The sequence below is a fragment of the Enterobacter sp. J49 genome (genome assembly GCF_002148625.1).
In the GTDB taxonomy this organism is placed as follows: Bacteria; Pseudomonadota; Gammaproteobacteria; order Enterobacterales; family Enterobacteriaceae; genus Enterobacter; species Enterobacter ludwigii.
This window is the reverse complement of the sequence record NZ_MWPY01000030.1, coordinates 310,139-333,890: the sequence shown is the minus strand read 5'-3', so window position 1 is coordinate 333,890 and position 23,752 is coordinate 310,139. Positions and strand designations below refer to the sequence as shown.

13 protein-coding genes are annotated in these 23,752 nt (G+C 54.5%); 10 read left to right on the top strand and 3 right to left on the bottom strand.

Annotation, left to right across the window (positions count from 1 at the left end; translation table 11 throughout):
• Positions 1 to 64 precede the first annotated feature (64 nt).
• From BJP35_RS10450 to BJP35_RS10425, 6 genes are all read left to right on the top strand, one after another.
• The gene (locus BJP35_RS10450; RefSeq protein WP_086463081.1) at positions 65 to 5,698 is read left to right on the top strand and encodes an Ig-like domain-containing protein; all 5,634 of its coding nucleotides are present in this window, start codon (positions 65 to 67) and stop codon (positions 5,696 to 5,698) included.
• Between the two features lie 46 nt (positions 5,699 to 5,744).
• Positions 5,745 to 6,653, top strand: a complete 909-nt coding sequence (locus tag BJP35_RS10445) for an OmpA family protein (protein ID WP_086463080.1) — start codon at positions 5,745 to 5,747, stop codon at positions 6,651 to 6,653.
• Between the two features lie 216 nt (positions 6,654 to 6,869).
• On the top strand, positions 6,870 to 9,152 hold the full coding sequence (locus tag BJP35_RS10440) for a type I secretion system permease/ATPase (protein WP_044865901.1): 2,283 nt from the start codon (positions 6,870 to 6,872) through the stop codon (positions 9,150 to 9,152).
• A complete protein-coding gene (locus BJP35_RS10435; protein WP_020885110.1) occupies positions 9,149 to 10,384 on the top strand; it encodes an HlyD family type I secretion periplasmic adaptor subunit in 1,236 nt (411 codons plus the stop codon). Before BJP35_RS10440 ends, BJP35_RS10435 begins: the two co-directional genes overlap by 4 nt.
• A 6-nt stretch (positions 10,385 to 10,390) precedes the next feature.
• Entirely contained in the window at positions 10,391 to 11,890 is a 1,500-nt protein-coding gene (locus BJP35_RS10430) for a TolC family protein (RefSeq protein WP_086463079.1), read from the top strand.
• Positions 11,891 to 11,937: 47 nt separating this feature from the next.
• Positions 11,938 to 12,636 (top strand): response regulator transcription factor, encoded by a 699-nt coding sequence (locus BJP35_RS10425; RefSeq protein ID WP_025204758.1) that lies wholly within the window; start codon positions 11,938 to 11,940, stop codon positions 12,634 to 12,636.
• Positions 12,637 to 12,693: 57 nt separating this feature from the next.
• On the opposite strand, the gene BJP35_RS10420 is transcribed toward BJP35_RS10425, so the two are convergent.
• The gene (locus BJP35_RS10420; RefSeq protein ID WP_086463078.1) at positions 12,694 to 15,648 is read right to left on the bottom strand and encodes a transporter substrate-binding domain-containing protein; all 2,955 of its coding nucleotides are present in this window, start codon (positions 15,646 to 15,648) and stop codon (positions 12,694 to 12,696) included.
• Between the two features lie 481 nt (positions 15,649 to 16,129).
• Here BJP35_RS10420 and BJP35_RS10415 point away from each other — a divergent pair, with 481 nt between their 5' ends.
• Entirely contained in the window at positions 16,130 to 17,404 is a 1,275-nt protein-coding gene (locus BJP35_RS10415) for a tetratricopeptide repeat protein (RefSeq protein ID WP_025204756.1), read from the top strand.
• A 66-nt stretch (positions 17,405 to 17,470) separates the two neighbouring features.
• Here the strand turns inward: BJP35_RS10415 and BJP35_RS10410 are convergent, their stop codons facing one another.
• Entirely contained in the window at positions 17,471 to 17,821 is a 351-nt protein-coding gene (locus tag BJP35_RS10410; RefSeq protein WP_020885105.1) for a hypothetical protein, read from the bottom strand.
• 226 nt (positions 17,822 to 18,047) lie between these two features.
• On the opposite strand from BJP35_RS10410, the gene BJP35_RS10405 reads away from it, so the two are divergent.
• The 3 genes from BJP35_RS10405 to BJP35_RS10395 all read left to right on the top strand — a co-directional run bounded on the left by BJP35_RS10405 (position 18,048) and on the right by BJP35_RS10395 (position 22,687).
• Positions 18,048 to 21,596 carry a response regulator gene (locus BJP35_RS10405; protein ID WP_086463077.1) on the top strand — a complete coding sequence of 1,183 codons (3,549 nt, stop codon included), beginning with the start codon at positions 18,048 to 18,050 and terminating at the stop codon, positions 21,594 to 21,596.
• A 201-nt stretch (positions 21,597 to 21,797) separates the two neighbouring features.
• Positions 21,798 to 22,247: a peptidoglycan-binding protein LysM gene (lysM, locus tag BJP35_RS10400; protein WP_020885103.1), complete on the top strand. Its 450-nt coding sequence runs from the start codon at positions 21,798 to 21,800 to the stop codon at positions 22,245 to 22,247.
• Positions 22,248 to 22,291: 44 nt separating this feature from the next.
• On the top strand, positions 22,292 to 22,687 hold the full coding sequence (locus BJP35_RS10395; protein ID WP_020885102.1) for a YidB family protein: 396 nt from the start codon (positions 22,292 to 22,294) through the stop codon (positions 22,685 to 22,687).
• A gap of 70 nt (positions 22,688 to 22,757) precedes the next feature.
• Here the strand turns inward: BJP35_RS10395 and BJP35_RS10390 are convergent, their stop codons facing one another.
• Positions 22,758 to 23,678, bottom strand: coding sequence for an AraC family transcriptional regulator (locus BJP35_RS10390; RefSeq protein ID WP_086463076.1), 921 nt, complete (start codon positions 23,676 to 23,678; stop codon positions 22,758 to 22,760).
• Positions 23,679 to 23,752 lie beyond the last annotated feature (74 nt).

The following is a 23,752-nucleotide window of genomic DNA, read 5'->3' as shown; positions in this document are numbered from 1 at the left end:
TTTAGCCGTTTTTTTAATCCAGGGATTTTCCCGAACATAAACAGAATATAGTTGGATATTGAGTATGAAAAAGACCATCGCTTCTAACAACAATACCGAGCCAAACATCGCTGCTGTGGCGACACTGCCGCCGCTGCCGACCGACGTTTTACTGTGGAACGATTACCAGTTCCCGCGTGAAATTAACAATAACGATATCAGCGAAGATAACACCCCGACTATTAGCGGTAAGGGTGAGCCGGGCATGACGGCCGTGATCGACCTCGGTGACGGGCAGAGCATTCGCGTACCCGTCAATGCAGAAGGTAACTGGAGCTGGACGCCTGCGCCTGCGCTGGCGGACGGAACCTATACCTGGTCTGTGGCGCTGGAAGATGCTGCGGGTAACCGTGGTGAAGCCACCGCGCCAGTGACCTTTATCGTCGACACCGTGGGTAATGCGGTTTCCATCAGCCACGCGGAAGATAATACCGGCACGTTGACCAACCCGCTGGCCAGCGGCAGCAGCACGGATGACCTTAAACCGGTTATCGTGGGGACGGCAACGCCTGGCTCTCTGGTGACGCTGTATGTTGACGGGGAAGCGGTGGGTACGATGACTGCCGACCCAACGACCGGTGCGTGGGCCATTGAGATCAACCCTGCGCTGGAGTCGGGTAAAACCTATGAAATTACGGCAGGGGAATTCAGCGGTCCTGGTGAAATTCCACCTCCGACACGTCCATTCCTGCTGACCATCGATACCGTTGTTCCGACCGGGACGTTCGATCGCGTATCGGATGACGTTGGTCGCTATCAGGGGGACCTGCCGAATCCGGCGGTGACGGATGACACCACGCCAACCCTGCACGGTACGGGCCGCCCAGGTGACATCGTTTTCGTACGTAATGGCAGCGACATTATTAGCTCCGTAACCGTGGGCGCTGATGGCCGCTGGGAATATACCCTGCCTGAACAAACGAACGGTGCCGCGCTGGATGTGAGTGTGGTATTCCGTGGCCCAACGGGCGTTGAAAGCGCGCCAACCGATCCCTGGAAGCTGGTGATTGACACCGAAGCGCCAGTGAAACCGATCATTGGTGACGTTGAAGACGATCAGGGTCCGGTTATCGGCCCAATTAATAACGGCGATGTGACCGATGATACCCAGCCGGTATTCAGCGGCGAAGGCGCTGTGCCGGGTGAAACCGTAGAACTGATCATCGACGATGAAGTGGTAGGTACCGCGATCGTGGGTGAAGACGGTAAATGGGAAGTCACACCAGAAAATCCACTGGCAGAAGGCGAGCATGAAGCCGTGGTGGTCATCACCGATCCCGCGGGTAACACCAGCGAACCGTCCGATCCGATCGGCTTTATCGTTGACACCACGCCACCGGTGAAACCGACTATCGACACCGTCTTTGACGACGCGGGTCAGCAAACAGGTTATCTGCAAAACGGCGATATCACTGACGACAGCACCCCGACCTTTGCGGGTTCTGCCGAAGAGAACAGCCTGGTGTACATCATCGTCAATGGCCGTGAAGTTGCTTCCGTTCGCGCCACCGATGAAGGTACCTGGACCTGGACACCGCCGCTGGGGCTGGCGAACGGTCATTATGACGTGAAAGTGGTCGCCGAAGACAAAGCGGGTCTGCGTTCGGATCCTTCTGATGCGTTCTCCTTTGACCTGCTGGCGGGCGGTATTCCAACGGCTCCGGCAATCACCGATGTGATTGACGATGTCGAATCACACGTCGGCACGGTACAGAACGGTGGTATCACGAATGACGATCGTCCGGTCATTACCGGTACCGCGCAGGATGGCACCACCGTCTATCTGTACGACGGCGCGAACCCGAACCCAATCGGCAGCGCGGTGGTCACAGGTGGGCGCTGGACCATTGAGTTTGATTCGGCGCTGGCGCAGGGCGAACACCGCTTCCGCGCGGTCGCAGAAGATGTGACCGGCAACCGCAGCCCGGAGACCGGCGAGTGGGTCATTATTGTGGACTCTGTCGCACCAGGCGAAGCGGCTGACGTGGAACTGTGGGACGACTTCGGTACGCCAGGTCTGATTGGTAACAACGACACCACCGATGACAACACCCCAACCTACCGTGGTAAAGGTGAAGCGGGCGGTACCGCTATTATCGATCTCGGTAATGGTACTACCGTGCGCGTTCCTGTCGATGGCAGCGGTAACTGGAGCTACACCCCGGCACCTGCGCTGGCGGACGGCGACTACACCTGGAAAGTCTCGATTGAAGACAAAGCGGGTAACGTCGGCCCTGCGTCCGACCCGATCCACTTCATCGTGGACACCAGCGGTAACGGCGTATCCATCAGCCACGTCGTGGATGATGAAGGTGCCATTACCGGCAATCTGGGCAGCGGCAGCCACACCGATGACACGACCCCAACGGTTGTGGGTCGCGCGACGCCGGGCGCACTGGTGAAGGTGTACGTTGACGGCAATTATATCGATAGCGTGCGTGCGGATGCGGTAACCGGTAGCTGGCAGCTGACCATCACCCCTGCGCTGAGCGCGGACGGGACATATCAGATCACCGCCACGGAAGATCCGGGGACGGGTGACAGTGCGCCTACCGCACCGTTTGAGCTGACGCTGGACACCAGCATTCCGACAGGGACGCTGGATCGCATCGCTGACGATGTAGGCCTGGTGCAGGGCGACCTGGCGAACCCGGCGGTGACCGATGACACCACGCCAACGCTGCACGGTACTGGCCGTGCGGGCGATACCGTGTTCATTTACGACGGCACAACGCTTGTTAATTCTGTGACCGTAGGCAATGACGGCACCTGGAACTACACGCTACCACCGCAGAACAACGGCACCGAGCTGTCTCTGAGTGCGGTATTCCAGAGCCCGACCGGTGTGAAAAGCGCACCAACCGCGCCGTGGGATCTGACGATTGATACTGACGCGCCAACGGCGCCGACCATTACCGGCATGTATGACGATGCGGATACGCTGATCGTCGATGGCGGTCGTTCACGCGACACCACGCCAGAACTGCGCGGTACGGCTGAGAAAAACAGCCTGGTGAATATCTATGGCCCAGACAGCAAAACGCCAATCGCTTCGGTGTATGCCGATGCGGACGGTAACTGGACGTGGACATCGCCTGCGCTGGCAGATGCGAAACATGACTTCTACGTGACGTCACAGGATGCGGCGGGCAACGTCTCTGGCGAATCCAACCACTACGGTCTGGAAGTGGATACCCGCGCTGCAGCTCCGATCATTCTGGGGGCGTACGATGACGTGGAAGGCGGCATTTATAACGGCCTGGTGCCAGACGGTGGGCTGAGCAACGACGGCAATATGCAGCTGCGCGGAACCGCTGAGCCAAACAGCGTCGTGTATATCTACAACGCGTATAACAACGCGGTGCTGGATACGGTGAAAACTGATGCGAAAGGTAACTGGACCTGGGATCGTGCGGTTGCTGACACGGCTGCCGGTCGTCCGCATATGTTCTACACCATTGCGAAAGACGATCTGGGTAACGTGTCGGGTAAATCTGAGACCTATTCGATCAACGTGGATACCGTTAATGCGACACCAGTTATTACAGGTTCTTATGACAACGTAGAAGGTGGTATTTATAACGGTCTGGTGGGCAACGGTGGCGTAACCAACGACCGTACGCCTGATTTACGCGGGACAGCGGAAGCGGGCAGCGTGGTGTATATCATCGACCCGGCAACCGGTGGGACAGTGGCTTCCACAACGGCGGGAGCTGATGGTAAATGGTCTTATCAGGCGACAACTAACTATAACCAGACATATTCCTGGCAGGTTTACTCAATCGATAATGCTGGAAACCGTTCAGCGAACTCATCAACCTTCTCACTCACGGTTGATACGGTGAATAACGCACCTGTTATCACCGGCTCTTACGATGATGTTCAGGGCGGCGTGTATAACGGTCTGGTGGGCAACGGTGGCGTAACCAACGACCGTGACCTGGATTTACGCGGGACAGCGGAAGCGGGCAGCGTGGTGTATATCATCGACCCGGCAACCGGTGGGACTTATGGCTCGGCGGTTGCCGCTGCGAATGGCGCATGGTCATACCCAGTGACGACCAACTACAACAAGCTGTATGAATTCCAGGCTTATTCAATCGACAGGGCCGGAAACCGTTCGGCTACCTCGTCGAAATTTGGGATCACTGTGGATACGGTGAATAACGCACCCGTTATCACCGGCTCTTACGATGATGTTCAGGGTGGTGTGTATAACGGTCTGGTAGGCAACGGTGGCGTAACCAACGACCGTGACCTGGATTTACGCGGGACAGCGGAAGCGGGCAGCGTGGTGTATATCATCGACCCGGCAACCGGTGGGACTTATGGCTCGGCGGTTGCCGCTGCGAATGGCGCATGGTCATACCCAGTGACGACCAACTACAACAAGCTGTATGAATTCCAGGCTTATTCAATCGACAGGGCCGGAAACCGTTCGGCTACCTCGTCGAAATTTGGGATCACTGTGGATACCGTCAACGCCGCGCCAGTGATCACCAGCGTAACGGATAACGTCGGTCCGGTAACGGGCAACGTGGCCAACGCGGGTTCAACGGATGACAACACGCCGACCCTGAACGGTACCGCTGAAGCAGGTAGCACAGTGTACATCGCGGTGAACGGTTCTACGTACAGTGTCACCGCCGCCGCTAACGGCAGCTGGAGCTTAACGCCGTCTGCACTGCCGTTGGGGAACCACACGTTTAGCGTGTTCTCTATCGATAAAGCAGGGAACCAGAGTGCGGGTGTTTCACGCAGCCTGACGATTGCACCGCCGATGGCCAGCGGTTACGAAGACTTTACCGGCCAGAGGGCGGGTACGTTCCTGGGGGGGAATCCGACCACGTCAGGGTTTAAGGTATTGGCTGGGGGCAGTGAAATCAGTACGACGTTAATGGGGGTAAATACTGGTAACCCATTCTTGTTCATTCGTCAGGGGAGCACCGGAACAACCTTTACCGTGGGTGACACCGATCAGATTAGCTTCCAGTTAACAGGATGGGGGATCTGGTATGGCGGTGCTTTGACGTCAATCGCACCGGCTAACGTCAAGTTTTATAATGCGGCAGGAAAAGAGATTGGTTCCCTGAGCGGGGTTGGCAGAACGGGCTCGGAGTACGTGAATTTTAATTTCAAGGCTCCTGCAGGTGAAGTGATCAGTAAAGTCACTATTGTCACTAATGACGGGAGTGGTCTGGCACTGGACAATATTGCATGGGGAACCCAGGCAGCCAGCCGTTCCGCAGGGCGTTCTATGTCCATGCTGATGAACGCCGAAGAGCAGCATGACGATAGCGCCAGTGTTGTTAGCACCCTGAACGATCGTGAGATTAACCTGGATAATCTCCAGCACAAGACGATTGATATTACCAACAGCAAGCAGGACAAGCTGAATATCAGTCTGCACGACGTGCTGACCCACGCTGAAAAAGACCTGTTTATCACCGATGGCAATAAACAGCTGATGGTGCAGGGTAATAAAGGCGACGTGGTAAACCTGAGCGATCTGCTGCCTGACAACAGCGATCCGGGCAACTGGACCAACGCCGGTAATGTGAAGGTATCGGGTGTTGAGTATCAGGTGTTCCACATGGAAAGCCAGGATGTCGAGCTGCTGGTACAAGCTGGCGTAACCGTCAACGTGAATAATCACTAACTTAAACTTTTCCAGGCCTCCTTTCGGGGAGGCCTCTGGAGGATTTATGACTTTTTTCAAGACCTCTTTATTTGCGGCGCTGTTTACCTCCTCCGCATTTTTCATTCACACCGCCACCGCTGCGGAGAATTTTGGCAAGGTGTATCAGCCTGTTGCACCCGTCGCTCAGACTCAGGCGCAAATTGTTTACTACCGTGACGCCAGTAACAGCACCGGCGGGGCGGCACATATTTATGTGGATAATGAATTCCACGATGCACTGCTGCCTGGCGGTTATACCGTGTTCTGTCTGGCGCCGGGTAAGCATAATCTCGGCGCATACCAGAACGATGCGCCGCAGTATCGTGGTAAAGAACAGGGTTACAACGTCGAAATGAACGGCGGGCAAACCTATTTCGTGCGCGTCAGCCACACGATGAATGCCGTGCCGGAAGCCCGTACGCGCGAGCAGGCGGAGAAGGATTTATCGGGGCTGCGCGAGCAGACCCATGTGCTTTCTCGCGCATCCAGCGTGGAAGCCTGTAAGACTCTGGCCGCGCCTCAGTACAAAGATTACACCCTGTCCGGCGATATTATGTTCCGCTTTGGACAGTCCGGTGAAAAGGGCGTTTCCGCTCAGGGCCGCCAGGCGGTGAAAGACCTGGTGGCGACAATAAAACGTGAAAACGTCGAGCTGAAACAAATCCAGGTGATTGGCCATACGGATGCTATCGGCAGCGATCGTAGCAACTACGCGCTGGGGCTGAAGCGTGCGCAGACGGTACGTACGATGCTGGCAGAAAATGGCCTTCCGGCGCGTTTGATGGTGGCGTCCAGCGTCGGCAGTAACGAGCCGGTTGTTAATGACTGTGCCGCGTCCGGCAAGCGTGAGCTGGTTTCCTGCTATGCGCCAAACCGCCGCGTTGTTGTGCGTGTAAGCGGCGATCAGAACGTGACTGCACCTGAGCAAAAATAATCTTGCGTCCTGCCTTCCCGCAATGGGAGGGCATTCTCTTTTCCCTCGTGTATCCCTCATCAAACCTGTTTCGTGACAAAAAATAACCCGTTCCATTGAGACAGGTCTCATTAATTTAAGACTGTTCCGCGTGACAGAATATTCTTAATTTAAACCAATAAATCAATTTAATTCATTGATTTAAATATAAATAATCAATCAGGAAAAACGCGAAATATGGAATCCTCAACTGCAAATTTTCAGGAGGAACAGCTGCTTGCCGCCGCGCGCGATAACCGACAAAGTGATGATTCTCTGCTCAGAAGTATTGCCTGGGTGTGTGAGCATTATGGTCTCGGTAAAAGCGATGATGTTTTGCTGGCGGGTCTGCCTGTCGAACAACTCCTCACTCCCTCTTTAGCGCTTGATGCGCTCAAAAATGCCGGTGTGACCGGAGGGCTCATCAAGCGTAATAGCGCAGAACTGCCGGAGCAGATCTTCCCGATGATTTTGCTGCGTAAGGGCGCTGGCGGGATGGTGCTGCTGGGACGCGAGCGTCGTAAAAATGCCGAAGACAAATGGGATCTGTTCTATTCCCTGGTCATGCCGGATGTCTCTGACGAGCCGGTTGAACTGAATCATGAAGCGCTTAACGAGCTGTATGTTGGCTACGCGATCGCGGCTAAACCGACTGCGCGTATTGACAGTCGGGTTAGCGATATCGCGCCGCCGCAGCCGAAAGGCCACTGGCTGTTCAGTACGCTATGGCGCTACCGTCGTTACTACCGTAGCGCCGCGCTGGCGTCGGTGCTGGTGAACGTGCTCGCGCTGGCCACCGTGTTCTTTACCATGAACGTTTATGACCGCGTGATCCCTAACCAGGCGTTTACCACGCTCTGGTCGCTGGCGATTGGCGTGCTGGTGGCAATGATTTTTGAAGCCGTAACCCGTAGCGTGCGTGCTCACCTGCTGGATACCGCAGGAAAAAAAGCGGATCTGATTGTCGGCAGCGTGCTGTTTCGTCAGGCGCTGGCGGTGAAAATGGAGCATAAGCCCGCCTCCTCAGGCTCTTTTGCCAACCAGCTGCGCGAATTCGAATCCGTGCGTGATTTCGTCTCATCCGCGACGCTTGCAACCATTGCCGACCTGCCGTTCGTTCTGCTGTTTATTGGCATTATCTTCGCCATCGGCGGCCCGCTGGCGATTGTCCCGCTGCTGATGCTGCCAATGATCCTGCTGGTCAGTATGGCCATTCAGTGGCCGCTGGCCAAAGTGATGAAAGCCAGCCTGCAAGAAGCATCGCTGAAGCAGGGCGTCCTGATTGAATCCATCGAAGGGATGGAAACGCTGAAATCCGTGGGGGGCGAGTCCTGGATGCAGAGCCGCTGGCAAAAGTTCAGCGCCATGCAATCGTCCAGCTCGGCGGCGTCTAAGCACTACTCTACGCTGGCGATGAACTCGGTGAGTTTCCTGCAACAGCTGCAGACGGTCATGCTGATTGTCACCGGCGTGTACCTGATTGATGCCGGCACCCTGACGCAGGGCGCGTTAATCGGTACGGTCATGCTGGCCGGTCGTGTGACCGCGCCGTTAAGCCAGGTCGTCGGTTTAGCCGTGCGTTATCAGCAGGCCAAAGCTGCGCTGACTTCGCTGAACAAGCTGATGGAGAACCCAACCGATCGCAGCAGTGAGATTGACTACATCAAACAGCCTGAGTTGAACGGTGATATCGAGCTTAAAGGCATTACCTTCTCTTATCCGGCGCCGCCCATGCAGCCGAACCCGGATATCCTCAAAGGCGTGAATCTGACGATAAAACCGGGCGAGCGTGTGGCGATCGTCGGGAAAATCGGCAGCGGTAAATCCACGCTGCTGCGCATCATTGCCCGCCTTTACACGCCGGTGAAAGGGCAGATTTTCAGTAGCGGTCTGGACGTGAATCAAATTGAGCCGTCTGACTGGCGAAACAACGTAGGGTTTGTGGGGCAGGATGCGCGTCTGTTTTACGGCACATTGCGCGAAAACATCATGATTGGCCGTCAGAATGCGTCGTCTGATGAGTTTCTTAAGGTACTGCGTTTAACCGGGCTGGACCACATTGCCGCGCGCCACCCGCGTGGCATTCATATGCCCGTTGGCGAGCAGGGCAACAGTTTGTCCGGCGGCCAGCGTCAGCTGGTTTCCCTGGCGCGAACGCTGTTGGCGCGTCCTAACCTGCTGCTGCTGGATGAACCGACCAGCGCGATGGATGCGCAGACCGAAGCCCTGTTCCTGCAACACCTGAAAATCGCGACTGCCGGACACACGCTGGTTGTTGTCACCCATCGCCCGTCGCTGCTGGCGCTGGTGGACAGAATGGTGATTATTGAGGACGGCAAAATCGTTGCGGATGGTCCAAAACAGCAGATTCTGGCTGCGCTCAACGGCACGCCAAAAGCGCAACCTGAGCAGACACCCGCTAACGACAGTACGCCAGCGCAAGCTGTGCCAGTAAAAGAGCAGGCGGAGGCCAGCGCATGAAATTTCTAAAACAGAAGAAAAATAAACCGCTCTCAGCGCGTGATGCCGCCTGGATGAGCGATATCCAGGAGGCGCTGTTCTCCCAGACCACGCCAAAATCGCGACTGGTGTTATGGCTCATCCTGGCGGTGTTCATCGGCTTCTTAACCTGGGCGCATTTCGCCAAAGTGGAAGAGATCACCAAGGGTGATGCGAAGATCGTCTCAAAAAGTCGCGAACAGATTATCCAGAGCCTCGAGGGCGGGATACTCGAAGAGTTGAATGTCCGAGAGGGCGATATCGTCGAACCGGGGCAGGTATTGCTGAAAATCGACCCGACGCGTGCGCAATCGAGTTATCAGGAGACGCTGCGCAAGGTGGTGGCACTGGAAGCGACCGTTAACCGCCTGCGTGCAGAAGCGTATGGTCTGCCGCTGACCTTTAGCGACCGCGTGAAAAAGTATCCTTCTGAGGTCGAGCTGGAAACCCGCGCTTACAACAGCCGTAAGCAAGCGCTGGAAGAGGGCGTGGCTTCGCTTGAGAAGAGCTATCGTCTGGCGCAAAACGAAATTGCCATGTCTGAGCCGCTGGCGGCACGCGGCCTGCTTTCCGAAGTAGAGTTGCTGCGCATGCGCCGTCAGGCAAACGACCTGCAATCGCAGATTGTTGAGCGCCGCAACCGCTATCAGGCGGATGCCAACGCCGACCTGATCCGTCAGGAGCTGGATCTGGTGCAGGCTGAAGAGAGTCTGACCGGTCGCGAAGACATTGTGAACCGCACAACCATTACCGCACTGGTAAAAGGCACGGTCAAAAATGTGCGGGTTACCACTATTGGCGGGGTTATTCAGCCTGGTGAACACATCATGGAGATCGTGCCGCTGGAAGATCAGCTGCTGGTGGAAGGGAAGATCAAACCGTCTGACGTGGCCTTCCTGCATGCAGGTTTGCCTGCCATGGTGAAAATCACCGCTTACGATTTTGCAATCTACGGCGGCCTGAAGGGGCAAGTGTCTCTCGTCAGTCCGGATACGTTAAAAGATGACGCTAAAGCTGCGGCGGGCCGTCCTGATGATACGTATTACCGGGTGATGGTCTTAACCGACAGCAGCACCCTCAAAGCAGGGGATAAAGCCCTGCCGATTATTCCCGGCATGATTGCGACCGTGGAAATTCGCACGGGCGAAAAAACCATTCTCGATTACCTGCTGAAACCTATTTTCAAAGCGAAAGAAGCCTTCCGGGAGCGTTAATTTACGATGAAAAAGTATTCTCCAGTACAGCGTCGCCTGGCGGCGACGCTGACGGTACTCTCTTGCCTGATTTCAGGGAAAAGTGTCGCCAGTAGCGAGGGCTTATTAGCCTTTCAGCCTGTCGCTCCGCAGGAAAAATCCGGCATGGTGATGGCCTCCACCCCGCCTGCACCTCTCGCGCCACGGGTGGCGCAGAAAAGCGCGGTGGATAACCATGCTACTAGCACAACCTACGCCGCGTTTGCGAAAAGCAACGCGACAAACGTTGACCGGCAGACCGCCCGTGCGCCTGGCGAGAATGAAATCCGTCTGCTCTTTAATGATGCGGTCAATACTGCACTGGGTATGAGCCCTGAGGTTCGTGGCGCGCAGTTCAATACCGAGGCGGCACAGGCCAACGTTGATGAAGCGAAAGGGCAACGCTGGCCGCAGGTGGATGTCGGAACGCGTTCAAAAAGCGTTCAGTTCGGTGGCGGAGAACGGGGCTACAGCGACAGTCGCCCGGCAGTGACCGTGAATGTCGCAACCACATTGCTCGATTTTGGTCGTACTAGCAACACCATTAAAAGCCGTGAAGCGCTGCATCTGGCCGCGAAAGAGAATACGGGCGCACAGGCGGAAAACATTGCCTGGCAGGTCAGTAGTGCACTCATTGAGTTGAGTAAGCAGCGCCAGATCATTGTTCTCAGCCAAAAGTACGTGGCGCGTATGAATGAACTGGTCGAAATGCTGGACGGTATTGTGAAGGTTGACCAGGGGCGTCGCAGTGAACTGACGCAGGCCAGAGGGCGTTTTTTACAGGCGCAATCTTCTTTAGATACGGCCATATCGCGCGCGCGTGATACGGAAATCATCCTCAACCGCCTGCTGGGGGATACGCCCGTTCCTCTGCCAACAGCACCGGTGTGGAACCTGAAGCCAGGGGAGCTGAACAAGCAGTTATCCGCCATTGAAAGCCATCCCACCATTCGACAGGCGCAGGCAGAGACCGCATCAGCACTGGCGGATGCGGAAGCGGCGCGTTCTGCCGCCTACCCAACGGTGACGTGGAACGTTGGCAAAAGTACCGGGCGTGATGAACTGGGGCGTGAACAGGCGTGGGAAACCAATGTAAACTTAAGCTGGCCGATTTTCCGGGGCGGTTCACAGCGGGCCGCTGAGCTTTCTGCCGCACGCCGTGCAGATGCCAGCAGAGAGGCCATTGAACAGCAATCCCGCGATCTGGATAACCGGGTACGTGCTGCCGATCAGGATGCCCATAGCATGCTGGAGCGCGCGGAGTTGTATCATAACTTATCGATTGAATCCGATCGTATTCGTCATGATTTCTTCGATCAGTGGTATCACCTCGGTCGACGTACTCTGTTAGATGTGTTGAGTGCAGAAAGTGATTTTTACGGCAACCAGGTCGCGGAAGTGACTAACCGTTTTGATGGCTATTCCGCTATTTTTCGTAGCTATGCCAGTTCCGGTACTTTATTGTTATGGTTACGGAATAATAATTAAGTCTTTTTTAAAGATGGCTCACACTGCAGGCATAAAAGAGAATATGTATGAACCCGTTTTCAGGTAAAAAAATATACGTCGCTTTACTCGACGATCACCCGATTGTCCGTAAGGGGATGGAAATTATATTTAGCCAGGAGCCTGATTTCGAACTAAAAGGCAGCTTTGCCACTCGTATCGAACTCATGAATTTTTTACGCAACAACCGTGTTGATGTGTTGGTTCTTGACTATTTGCTTGGTGATGAAGAGATCGACGGTTTACCGATGATCAAACAGCTCATGAGCAACTTCCCGTGGCTGAAAATTCTTCTTTCCTCTACGCTGGAAAACACGGCGATTGTGCGCATGGCGTTAAAAATCGGCGTGCGTGGGCATGTCGGTAAAAGCCGTGATTTATCGGAAGTGGTGAATGCGGCGCGCCAGGTCGCGGCGGGGCGTATCTCCCTCTCAGAAAGCATGGAGAAAGAGTTCTACCTGATTTCCGAGCCTTGTGCAGACACGAAATCGGGTTCAGAGGGTGACAACGCGCCGCAGGTGATTGAGGGCATTGGCCGCCTGGATCAGCTGTCTCCTAAGGAGCTTGAGGTGCTGCGACTCTTTACCGGTGGAATGTCGGTCCTGCAGATTTCAGAGAAATTCAATCGTAGTCGTAAGACGGTCAGCGGTCAGAAGAAATCGGCCATGAAAAAGCTGGGCGTGAAAACGGACTCTGAACTGTTTCTTTGGCACGACCAACTGCTTTAATCCCATTACAACCGATTCATCCGAGACATTATCAGGAGCCTGTTACAGGCTCCTTTTTTATTTCAGTGAGACGGTATTGTCCGATGCTTTGTGCTCAATGGGATGAATATTTCGCAGTGCAGCCGCGAGATGATTGATTGAGCAGGGCTTAAACAGGCAATCATTCATACCAGCCTGTAAACAACGCGCCGTGATTTCATGCATGGCATTGGCGGTAAAGCCGATAATCCAGGCCGCGGCCCTGTGCTGTTCCTGCTCGCGCGTGCGGATTATGTCAGTAAGCTGATAACCATTCATGCCGGGCATGTTGCAGTCGGTAATGATCACGTCGAAATCTGTTTTTTCCCAGATAGCCAGTGCTTCATTTCCCTCTGACGCAAGATACGCATGCTGTCCTAACCAGGCCAACTGTTTAGCCAGCAGGATCCGGTTGGCAGGGTTATCGTCCACGACCAGGATCTTCAGGGCCGGAATTTTGTCTTCGTCTTCGTGCTGCTGGACATCCACGGCCGCCGCCGTTTTTACTTTCGGCAGTGTAAAGGTTGCTCTCACCGTGGTGCCCACGTTTTTCTCACTGGTCAGCATAAGCGTGCCGCCCATGCTTTCGCAGATGGTCCGGCTGATATAGAGGCCCAGCCCCGTTCCTGCGCGGCGGTTGTCTGCCTGACTAAAGGGCCTGAACAAGGCTGCCTGCTGGCTGGCATCGATCCCCACGCCGCTGTCCTTGACGTCAATGATGTAGTGAACGCTGTCATTTACCGGGTCTTCAGCCTGCTGCAGCGTCAGTGATACGCCGCCGACATCGGTAAACTTAATGGCATTACTTAACAGGTTCGACAGAACCTGCTTGATGCGTAAGGGGTCGGCACAGACATCGATTATCGGTTCCGTCGGGAACGCGCGGGTGAGTTCGATATTTTTCTCAATGGCCACGCCCTGGAAAACCCGCATCATATTGTTAATCAGCGTACCGAGGTTCGTGGCTTCAGGATTGAAATCGAGATGGCCCCCCTCAATACGGGAAATATCCAGAATATCGCCAATTAATCCCACCAGTCCTTCTGCCGATTCGTACGCCACCTCGAGCGCCTGAATATCTTGCTCACCACGGCGTCCTTTTTTCAGCACGATATCCAGCATGCCAATAATGGCATTCATCGGCGTGCGGATTTCATGACTCATGGTCGACAGGAAGACGGATTTTGCGCGGTTAGAATCCTCGGCCCTGTCTTTGGCTTCCTTAAGTTCAACCAGCAGCGCTTCACGCTCGGTGATGACCTCGCGTAATTGCACAAGCTGGGTGTTCATCTGACGACGAAGTGCCGCTTTACGCGCGATTTGTCGACGCAGGTAGAGTGCCCAACCCAGGGCCAGAATAATTAAGACGGCGCTAAAGACGGCGGTGGCAATCAACACTTCCCGATAGCGATACCAGAAGCTGTCAACAACCACCAGTTCGTTGGGCCGCCAGCGGTTGGCCAGATTTTCCAGCTCAACAGGGGGAATGCTCAGCAATATTTTATCTAAAATCCCCTGAAGTTCCGGATTGGACAGCCCGACCCCGAAAGAGATCCAGACAGGGGCGTCCCCCACAATCGACACCACTTTGAGTTTGTCCTGAAAGTTGGTGAAGATTTGATAGTCACTCATGATCAGAATACCCACCGCGGCATCCGCTTTCCCCTCAAGTACGGTGGAAAGCAGCTGTGATTCATTGCCCACGTGAACAATTTCAATTTCCGGGTAACGCTGGCGCACCATACTTTCCACACCAATGTTTTTTACCATCGCCAGTCGTTTTCCACGCAGGTCTGCCAGCATATGAATGTCGTTACGATTTGTCGCTGTTGCCAGGGAAAAGGCGCTCCGCAGATAGGGGCGGGTGAAAAGAATTTTATTTTTACGCGCTTCACTGGGGGTGATTGAGGCGAGCATATCCGCGCTTGACTCGTTCACCTGTTGAATCAGTTCCTCGGTGGTGCTGCCCGTTTCAAAACGAAACTGTAAACCGGTTCTGAGCGACACAACGGAAAACAGATCGGCGGCAATACCGCGCAGCACACCTTTATTATCAATAAATGAGACCGGGGCTGCATTGTCCTGGCTGTAGATCAGAACGTTAACGGTGGGATGTTTCTTGATCCACGCTTTCTCTTGCTCGGTAAAGAGAAGGGATTTCGACCCCTGTGCGAGATCAATCCGATCGGGCTGCCAGAGACGGTAAAGCTCCTGCTTTTCATCTTCTGGCACGGCCTTGATTGCGGCATTAATCAGTGTGAGCAGTTGTGGTTTTTTTTGGCTGACGGCAAACCCCACTTCACGGCTGGTCAGGCGTGAGAATCGCTCAACATGAATATTGTTCAGGTAGTTGCGGCTGAGCGAGTAACTGTTGCCCAGGTAAACCCGCGACTGACCAAACGCCACCGCGCTCAACGCTTCCTGATAACTGTCGAACAGGCGAAAACGGGCGTTAGGGTAGGCGGCCTGAGCCTGTGACAGGGGCAAATAGTCTCTCGGCATTGCGACGTCGGTATCACGCAGATCCTCTGCCAGAGGGGCGGTATCGCTATCGTTGAGCCCCAGCACCGGTTTATCGCTGGCATAAGGTAAGGAAAAGGCAAAGGCATCGTTATCCGGGAAGGCGGCCACGGACGGGATCAGGTCAATATCGCCACGTGCCAGCGCCTGCCACGCCTCTTCAGAGGAGCTAAACACTTTTATCTTAACCGGGAGGTTAAGTTGCCAGGCGACCAGTCCCGTATAATCCGCGCTCAAACCTTCATACTCATTGCGAATGTTACGCATGCCAAACGGTGGGGCATCATAATGGGTCACGCCCACGTTCAGTTGTCGTTGTTGTTTAATAAACGCGGCTTGATCGGCGGTAAGAGATAAACGCTGTAATCCCTGGACCGGTGTTCTCATCAGGATCTTATATTCATCGCCTATCGCTGAAGGCATTGAAAGCGAGAGTGAAACCAGCAGCACAAAAAAGCGAAAATAGTGACGCATATCTCTTTAACTGACTCCTGAAGACGAAGTGAGCCTGGGAATATCTTCCCCGGACATCGGGTGTGCTGTGAATGAAACATCATAAACAACCTGTACGGGCTAGCCCATAACTTACTGTATAGCCGATGAAAAGACATCCTTCATGCCTGACCTCAGCAATACCGGGGTCGAATTATACCGATGTCATCTTCATTTATGTGTGCGCAGTATGATGAAACAGACGATAAAGGGTTATAAGACCTGACTTGGTTATTTTTTTTAATGAAATAACATCTCATTATAAACGGTAATGGTATTAATTAAGTTGCTGTAAAATACTCAGCTTAAGTGAAATTGAATAAGAGGCGGAAATCGCTTTTTACCTGCCTGTACCAGGGCTGTACTCTCTTCAGGGAATATCAAGACGGGTCTTATCGTGAGCCACCCGTAACAATGAAAAAATCGGCTTAATTTTTCTGATTAAATAATTGAGCGGATTTTTATGCGCCCGGTACCTCAACGTCGACCTGTTAACCACGCCGCAATAAGCCAGCAGTTACATTCCCTGGCGGAGATTTATCGCCAGTCTATGGCTGACGGGGATTACGCCAGCGCCTCGCGCTGCTGTGAAAAAGCCCTGGCCGTATTGCCCAAAAATATGTCAGTGCAAAGTGACTATGCGCTAAGCCTGATGCGTCAGGGGAAGTACGATCAGGCGTATAAAGTGTATCGTAAAATATACCAGTCGCCGCAGCGTCATGAAGCCTCTGAAACCTGGCTGGATGGTTTTGCTGAACTGTGTGGTCACATGGGCAAAACCCAGGAGATGCGCACCTATGGCCTTGAGTCGCTGACGCTGTCGGATCAACGCTTTGGTCACGGCAAATGCTGGCCGCTTCCCTCAACGCCGCCGCGTCCTTTTGATGCCACGCAGCGCGAAAAAAATATTATCGCCTTCAGCCTGTTCGGCGATCGGCCGCGCTATTGCGAAACGCTGATTAAAAACATTGAAGCCGCAAACTCGCTGTTTCCTGGCTGGTGCTGCCGTGTGTATCTGGATAATTCTGTGCCGCAGCACGTCTGGCAACGTCTGCAGGCGGGCGGTGCTCAACTGGTCGATATGAGCCACGAAAAAACCATCTATCCCACGTTATGGCGTTTTCTGGTGATGGACGACCCGACGGTTGAGCGGTTTTTAGTTCGTGATGCCGACTCGTTGCTCTCCGAACGCGAGCAGGTTTGTGTCGAGGCGTGGCTACGTTCGCCCTGGTACTTTCACCATATGCGTGACTATTTCACGCATACCGAGTTGTTACTCGCCGGGATGTGGGCTGGATGTGGCGGCATTTTCCCAAACGTTGCAAGAATGATGCGTGAGTTTGTCGTGCAGTACCGGGGCAATGCGCGCTTCACTGACCAGTATTTCCTGAAGGCGGTGCTGTGGTCCACCGTGCGGCAAAGTCTGCTTAGCCATGATGCTATTTTTGGTTTTCATCATGCTGAACCCTGGCCGGCGCATCCTCCTGTTCGCTGGAAGGCAGAACACTTCCACGTCGGGAGCAATGCCGGGTTTACGATCATGGCCGGGCCAAGCCATAAACAAGACGGGGAAAAGCAGGCAGTGCTGCTGAAAATGGACGGTAATGCCTGGCGGTATACGGCACCCGTGCAGCAGGGGCAGTGGAAACTGCCGATGCCTTTTTTTCTTGCCGAGGGGTTTCGTCAGGGAGACGTTAAGGTCGAGATAGTGAACGACGACGATCGTCAGGGGAGCTGAGACAGATTGCGGGACTCCCGGAAACGCAGCGTCCCGCGTGTCGCCAGGACCGCAGGACGCCTGCATTTACATATTATTGAGGGCGACCTGCATACCGACCTGAACCAGCAGTTCCGTTTCCATACCTGAATGCTGATATACGGCATATTGCACGCCATCGACAGTTACTGAGCCCCGGGCTTTCGTCCATTCACCCATTTCCGCGCCTTCGGGAAGTAGGTCCGAGAGGTTAATTACATCCCCTGCATCACCTTTTATCATCAGTTGCTGGCTGGTATCGTCGGCAAAAAGACGCGCTTCATTCTGAATTAAAACGTCGTCGAGCGTTATTTCCAGCACCACCGGAAATGGCGTATCGCGGTCCCCATCCGTGAGGGCCTCTGGCGCGATATCGCGATTATCAATATTGTTGTTCATCACGGATTAACCTGTTCAAACGTAAAAAAGTGCTTTCCTGGTAAAGTGGAGGAGAAATTTTTACCGGGACGGAACAGGCGCGACAATAAGTCCGGTCTTATACTGTCGGGATCTTGTCTGCCACTGAGGTATTTGCGCAGAACAAGACAAAGCTTACTCAGGGTAAGCCGGGTCATCGGTATAATTTTATTTTCCAGCATGTTTTATTCAGGGAACGACTCGTACGATGCGTTTTTTATCAGCCCGGCTATTGAGCCTGCTTCTTACCGTGTGTTGTGTATGGCAACTGCACGCCCAGCCACTGGAACTGCAGCGTCGCGTTCAGGTTAACGCGCCGCATGTCCAGTTCAGTGAGGCGGCGCAACGCTGGCTGGACAGCCATTCCACACTGCATGTGGGGGTTTGGGGGCAGGAGCAACCGCCGTTAAGCGAAGGGATGGGCCATGGCGTCTTTGGCGGCATTGCCGCTGATTACCTGGCAATGCTGGAAGACAGCCTTAAGGTAAAAATTAAGCTGCATTACTACGAAAACAGCAGTGAAGCGTTACTCGCGCTGAAGCGCCAGGAAATACAGATGGTGGCTATCTGGAATCCGGAACTGTGGCCAAGCCCGGACCTGCAAGCCTCACCGCCCTGGCTGCTGGATAAAGCGGTTTTGATGACCCCAAAATCACAGGGTGAAACGCCTGTCGATCTGCGAAATAAAGTGATTGGCGTCGTCTCAGGAAGCCAGGCCAGTGAAGCGCTTCGCCGCCAGTATCCGGAAAGCACACTGCGCTTCCAGTCGTGGTATAACACCGCCGTCAGCGCGCTGGCCTTTAAGCAAATCGATGCGCTGTGGATTAACCGGGCCAGTGCGGAATATCTTACGCAATACCACCAGGTCAGAGACCTGAGCTGGACGTTCAGCCCGACGATACCTAATCTGAACATGAGTTTTGGTATCGACCGACAGCTACCGCTGCTGGCGGAATCCATCGATACCGTATTTAAACATATTTCGTTAGCCAGCCGTTTACGCATTGCGACCAGCTGGGGTCTGAACCGGAGCTTTGTTATCACCGCCAATCCACTGGGGTTAGATCCCGAGGAGGAAAGCTGGCTACGCGAGCACGGGCAAATTCAGGTCATTATTGACCGCCGTCAAAGGCCTGTCACGTTTGTCAGCGAAGGTGAACCTCAGGGGCTGGTGGTCGATCTGCTTAACCAGTTTAACGACCAGTACGGCATTCGCTTTTCCTTCCTCAGCGTTGAAAGCGATGCTGAACTTCTGGCAATGAAGCGCGCTCACCCTGACGCACTGTTTGTTGAACAGGTTATCGATACGCCGCAGCAGACCAAAAGCGGTGCAGCGAAAACGCCTCCGTTGCTTACCACGCCCGCCGTGGTGGTGATGGATCAGGGCATCAAGCGCCCCAGTGATTTCTCACAGTTGAAAGGCGAGAAAATTGCCATTCAGGCGAATGACCCGCTGTTACCCTGGCTGGACACCTGGTATCCCACCATTAAGCTGGTGAAAGTTCCGCATATGGACGACGCCCTTGAACGCTTAAAACGTGGAGAAGTCCGTGGGGTGATTGCACCGCAGTTTATTGCCAGTTATCTCGTGACTCTCCACCATCCAACCCGTTTTCATCTGGCGGTGACCCTTCCTGTGACACCCGTCGATCTGGTGTTGTCGGCGCAAACGGACAGCAGCCAGCCGATCAATATCCTGAACAAAGCGCTGGCCGATATGCAGCCACGGGCGCTGATGCAAATGGCGGGTGACTGGCGTCAGGCGGCGATAGAAAACAGTGAAACCTGGAATAAAAGCACGTTCGTGAACTCGCTGCTGTGGGGCATATTGCTCTTTCTGGTCGTGGTGGGCTGCTGGCTGTGGATCCAGTATTTGCGCCGTGCATTACGCCGCGGCAACGTCTGGCAGCAGAAGCTGGCTGAGCAGCTGAAATTTACCCAATCACTGATAGACGCCTCTCCTGTTGCGCTCTATGTCCGCGATCGGCAGGGGAATTTACTGCGTTATAACCAGGCCTGGAGCGATACTATTGGCCTGTCAGGGCAGGATCTGAAAGGTCTGCCGATCACCGCCATCAATACGGTTGAGCCTTCAGAGCTGGCGGCGATCGAAGCCCGCTATCGCCAGGCATTGCAGGATGGTCAACCGCAGAAATGGTCCGCCAGGTTTCAGGTGGGTGAGCAGCCACGATACTTGCAGGGGTGGGTCGTGCCGTGGCATGACGGGCAGGGCGAGATTGGCGGGTTAATTGGTGGCTGGCTGGATATCACCGAAAAAGAGCTGTTAATTACTCAACTCTCTGAAACAAAAAGTAATCTTGAGCAGGCGATTGCCAGTAAAAATGCCTTTATGCTGAGCATGGGGCATGAGGTTCGCACACCGCTTAACGTGATTACGGGTCTGCTGGAACTGGAACTTCAGGCGCTGGACGAGCGCCATGAACGCAACGAGAATCTGAACCTCATCTGGGAGTCCTCCCTTAATCTGCTTTCGTTAATTGGCGACATGTTCGATGTTTTCCGTGCCGATAACCCGCAACTGCTCGGCTTAACGCGCAGCACGAACCTGCCGCAGCTGATTGACAGCACGGTCGCCCTCTATCGTCAGCAGGCAGAAGCGAAAGGCATGAGCCTGAACGTGCTGATCGAGCTTTCAGCGCAACGCTACGATACCGATCCGCTGTTAATTATCCGCATTCTGTCGAGCCTCCTGCGCAATGCCATCAAGCATGCTGACGGCGATGCCATTGATATCGAGGTGTATGAGGGAACCCGTGATCCACAGGTTGAGAGCATCCGGCTGGTGATTGAGGTGTGCGATGGGGGGCCGGGGATTTCCGAAGCAACCCAGGCACAAATCATCGAACGCGCGAACAACGTGACGCTTAAATCGGAGTGGACCGATACCGGCTTTAGTTTGCCCGCCTGTCTGCATATGGCGCGCGCTGCCGGGGCGGAGGTGCGCATTGAGAGCGAGCCGCACGAAGGATGTGTGGTGAGTTTCCTCTTTAATGCGACACCCTCAGCGAAAATAGCCCTGCATCATCCGGCACCGGACAGCGTAGCCAGCCTGCACATCCTGGTGGTGGATGATTATCCTCCCGCGCGTCAGACCTTACAGCAGCGACTCGAATCATGGGGACACCGCGTCTCTTTGGCCACGCAAGGAGAAGAGGCGCTGGCAATGTGGAAAGCGCAGCCAGCGCGTTATGCCGCCATTATTACTGACTGTACTATGCCGGTGATGGATGGTTACGAACTGACCCGGCAGATCCGTGAGCATGAACAACGGGAAGGGCGTGAGGCGATCCCCATTTTTGGCCTGACGGCCATGAGCGGCACAGAAGCGGCCGCAAGCTGTATTGATGCCGGGATGGATGAATATCTGGAAAAACCGCTAACGCCGCAAAAATTGCAGGAGATGCTGGAGCGGTATTTCGCCAGTGCCGGAAAGACGGACGCCACCGTTGACGATAAAACACGCCAGCTTCAGCTCGAAATGATCGCCGTGAATCATGACGACGCCGAACACCTTAAACAGCGACTTGAACAGCGAGAACGCGACAAGGTTGGCCGCATGGCGCACCGGATTAACGGCGGTGCGCGGTTGATGAATTTTACCTCGCTGAAAGAGGCCTGTGAGGCGCTGGAACTCGCCTGCAACAACGAACAAGGCTGGGAATCCATCGAACCGTTGGTCAGCCGTGTGCTGGAAGAGATGGAACGGTTTAACGCGTGGCTGGAACGCCAGACGTGAGACGTCGGCAAAAGGGAATGTTGCGGCATAACGGCGATACCAGGGCAAATATCCTGCACCCTGACGCTGATTGGATATACTTCATGTGGCAGGTTGTGCTGTTTCCGGATTTTTCAGCCAGAGCGGAGACACCGCATCGTACATCCTGCAACGGGATCCAATGAAAATGTTCACCATGAAACAGTTATGGAGGTGTGGAAGATGGGATTATTAAGTTTTGTGAAAGAAGCGGGCGAGAAAATCTGGGATGCCGTATCCGGCGGTAGCAAGGAAGATCAGGCCGACAAGCTGAAAAAACATATTGATAGTCTTAACCTGCCTGGTGCCGAAAAGGTCAACATTAATGTCGCGGACGACGGTACGGCGACGGTGACCGGCGACGTGGGCTCCCAGGAAGATAAAGAAAAAATTCTGGTGGCGGTAGGTAACGTCACCGGGATTGGTCAGGTCAATGATAGCGTGACCGTCACCCAAAGCGGGGTGGAAAGCCGCTATTACACGGTGAAATCCGGCGATACCCTGAGCGCCATCTCAAAAGCGATGTATGGCTCTGCCAATGAGTATCAGCGTATTTTTGAAGCCAATAAACCGATGCTGACGCATCCCGACAAAATCTACCCGGGTCAGGTACTGATTATCCCGGCTAAGTAAGCCGTCAATCAGGACGTGTTAGCGATGTTTGTAGGGAGTCTGTGATGGGATTATTAGATCAAATCGGCAGCCTGGCCGGCGGGCAGGGCGGTAAGACGGAGCAACTCCAGGCGATCATGACCTGGATTGAGCAGCAGGGCGGCATTCAGGGGATCCTCGAAAAATTCCGCAATGGCGGCCTGGGCGGCGTTGTCGAGTCGTGGCTTAGCCAGCAGAGTAATCAGTCGGTCAACAGCGAACAGATCACATCGGTGTTTGGATCGCCTGCGCTGCAGGATCTTGGCGCAAAACTGGGCGTGGATTCTCAAACCGCGTCGACGCTGATTGCTGAATACCTGCCTAAAATCGTCGACGGTCTTTCACCGCAGGGCGAAGCCCCGGCCCAGGGCGACCTGATGTCTGCGGGACTTAATCTGCTCAAAGGTAAGTTCCTGAGTTAGTACAATCCGCAGCGTCATGACGCCGTGTACATACCAGGCCTGTATTCAGGCCTGGTATGTAGTATCAGGCTTAATGGGAAGAGACAAATATCGATGCCTGCTGCACAGGCGGAACGGCGAAATTACGCTGCATGCGTTTTATTTCCTCTGCGGGTGGCAAACCAAACAGCCGTTTGAATTCACGATTAAACTGCGACGGACTTTCATAACCGACGGCGTAGCTCGCGGCGGCGGCGGTAATATGCTGACGCACCATCAACATCCTTGCCTGGTGCAGGCGCACCGATTTCACATACTGCATCGGCGGCATACGGGTTATCGCTTTGAAATGGGTGTGAAAGGTCGGCACACTCATTCCGGCCTCCATCGCCAGTTGATTAAGCGTTAACGGCTCAGCGTAGGCGGCATGGATGTGCTGCAGCACTTTGCCAATTTTGCCGAACTGCCCCTGTAAGGCCAGCGCGGCGCGCATGGCCTTGCCCTGGGCCCCCGTCAGGACGCGGAAATAGAGCTCTCGCACCCGTGCCGGGCCGAGGATCGCCGCCTCAAACGGATTGTTCAGTACTTCAAGCAGGCGCAGCACGGCCGTTTTTACCGCGTCGTCCATCAGGCTCGACATCATGCTTTGCGGCGCAGCGGGACGATGTGGGGCGTGATGCTGCTCAATCTGCAACATCAGTTCAGCGGCAAGCTGAAAATCCAGATGCAGATATATCGCCAGTAAGGGGTGTTCTGCCGACGCGTCGGTTTCCATCACAAACGGCACCGGAACCGACACGGCCAGATAGTGCTGTTCATCATACAGATAGGTCTGCTGACCGAAAAAGCCGCGTTTGCTGCCCTGGCAGACAATCACAATCCCCGGATCGTAAAGCACGGGCGTTCGCGCAAGCGGCCGGTCGGCACGCAAAATTCGCACATCAGGCAACGCCGTCAGGTTGTACCCCTCCTGCACCGCCAGTGCTTTTACTAAGGTAATCATCCCGGACATCACTGCACCTCATAAAATCAGGCAATAAAAAGAGAAAATACGGCCTAAAAATACGGCAGGGCAGAGAATACCAT

What these genes read in the sequence shown, in the direction of transcription:
- BJP35_RS10425 (WP_025204758.1), top strand. Translation starts at nt 11,938, where the DNA reads ATGAACCCGTTTTCAGGTAAAAAAATATACGTCGCTTTACTCGACGAT.
- BJP35_RS10450 (WP_086463081.1), top strand. Translation starts at nt 65, where the DNA reads ATGAAAAAGACCATCGCTTCTAACAACAATACCGAGCCAAACATCGCT.
- BJP35_RS10415 (WP_025204756.1), top strand. Translation starts at nt 16,130, where the DNA reads ATGCGCCCGGTACCTCAACGTCGACCTGTTAACCACGCCGCAATAAGC.
- BJP35_RS10435 (WP_020885110.1), top strand. Translation starts at nt 9,149, where the DNA reads ATGAAATTTCTAAAACAGAAGAAAAATAAACCGCTCTCAGCGCGTGAT.
- BJP35_RS10430 (WP_086463079.1), top strand. Translation starts at nt 10,391, where the DNA reads ATGAAAAAGTATTCTCCAGTACAGCGTCGCCTGGCGGCGACGCTGACG.
- BJP35_RS10390 (WP_086463076.1), bottom strand. Translation starts at nt 23,678, where the DNA reads ATGTCCGGGATGATTACCTTAGTAAAAGCACTGGCGGTGCAGGAGGGG.
- lysM (WP_020885103.1), top strand. Translation starts at nt 21,798, where the DNA reads ATGGGATTATTAAGTTTTGTGAAAGAAGCGGGCGAGAAAATCTGGGAT.
- BJP35_RS10395 (WP_020885102.1), top strand. Translation starts at nt 22,292, where the DNA reads ATGGGATTATTAGATCAAATCGGCAGCCTGGCCGGCGGGCAGGGCGGT.
- BJP35_RS10445 (WP_086463080.1), top strand. Translation starts at nt 5,745, where the DNA reads ATGACTTTTTTCAAGACCTCTTTATTTGCGGCGCTGTTTACCTCCTCC.
- BJP35_RS10405 (WP_086463077.1), top strand. Translation starts at nt 18,048, where the DNA reads ATGCGTTTTTTATCAGCCCGGCTATTGAGCCTGCTTCTTACCGTGTGT.
- BJP35_RS10410 (WP_020885105.1), bottom strand. Translation starts at nt 17,821, where the DNA reads ATGAACAACAATATTGATAATCGCGATATCGCGCCAGAGGCCCTCACG.
- BJP35_RS10440 (WP_044865901.1), top strand. Translation starts at nt 6,870, where the DNA reads ATGGAATCCTCAACTGCAAATTTTCAGGAGGAACAGCTGCTTGCCGCC.
- BJP35_RS10420 (WP_086463078.1), bottom strand. Translation starts at nt 15,648, where the DNA reads ATGCGTCACTATTTTCGCTTTTTTGTGCTGCTGGTTTCACTCTCGCTT.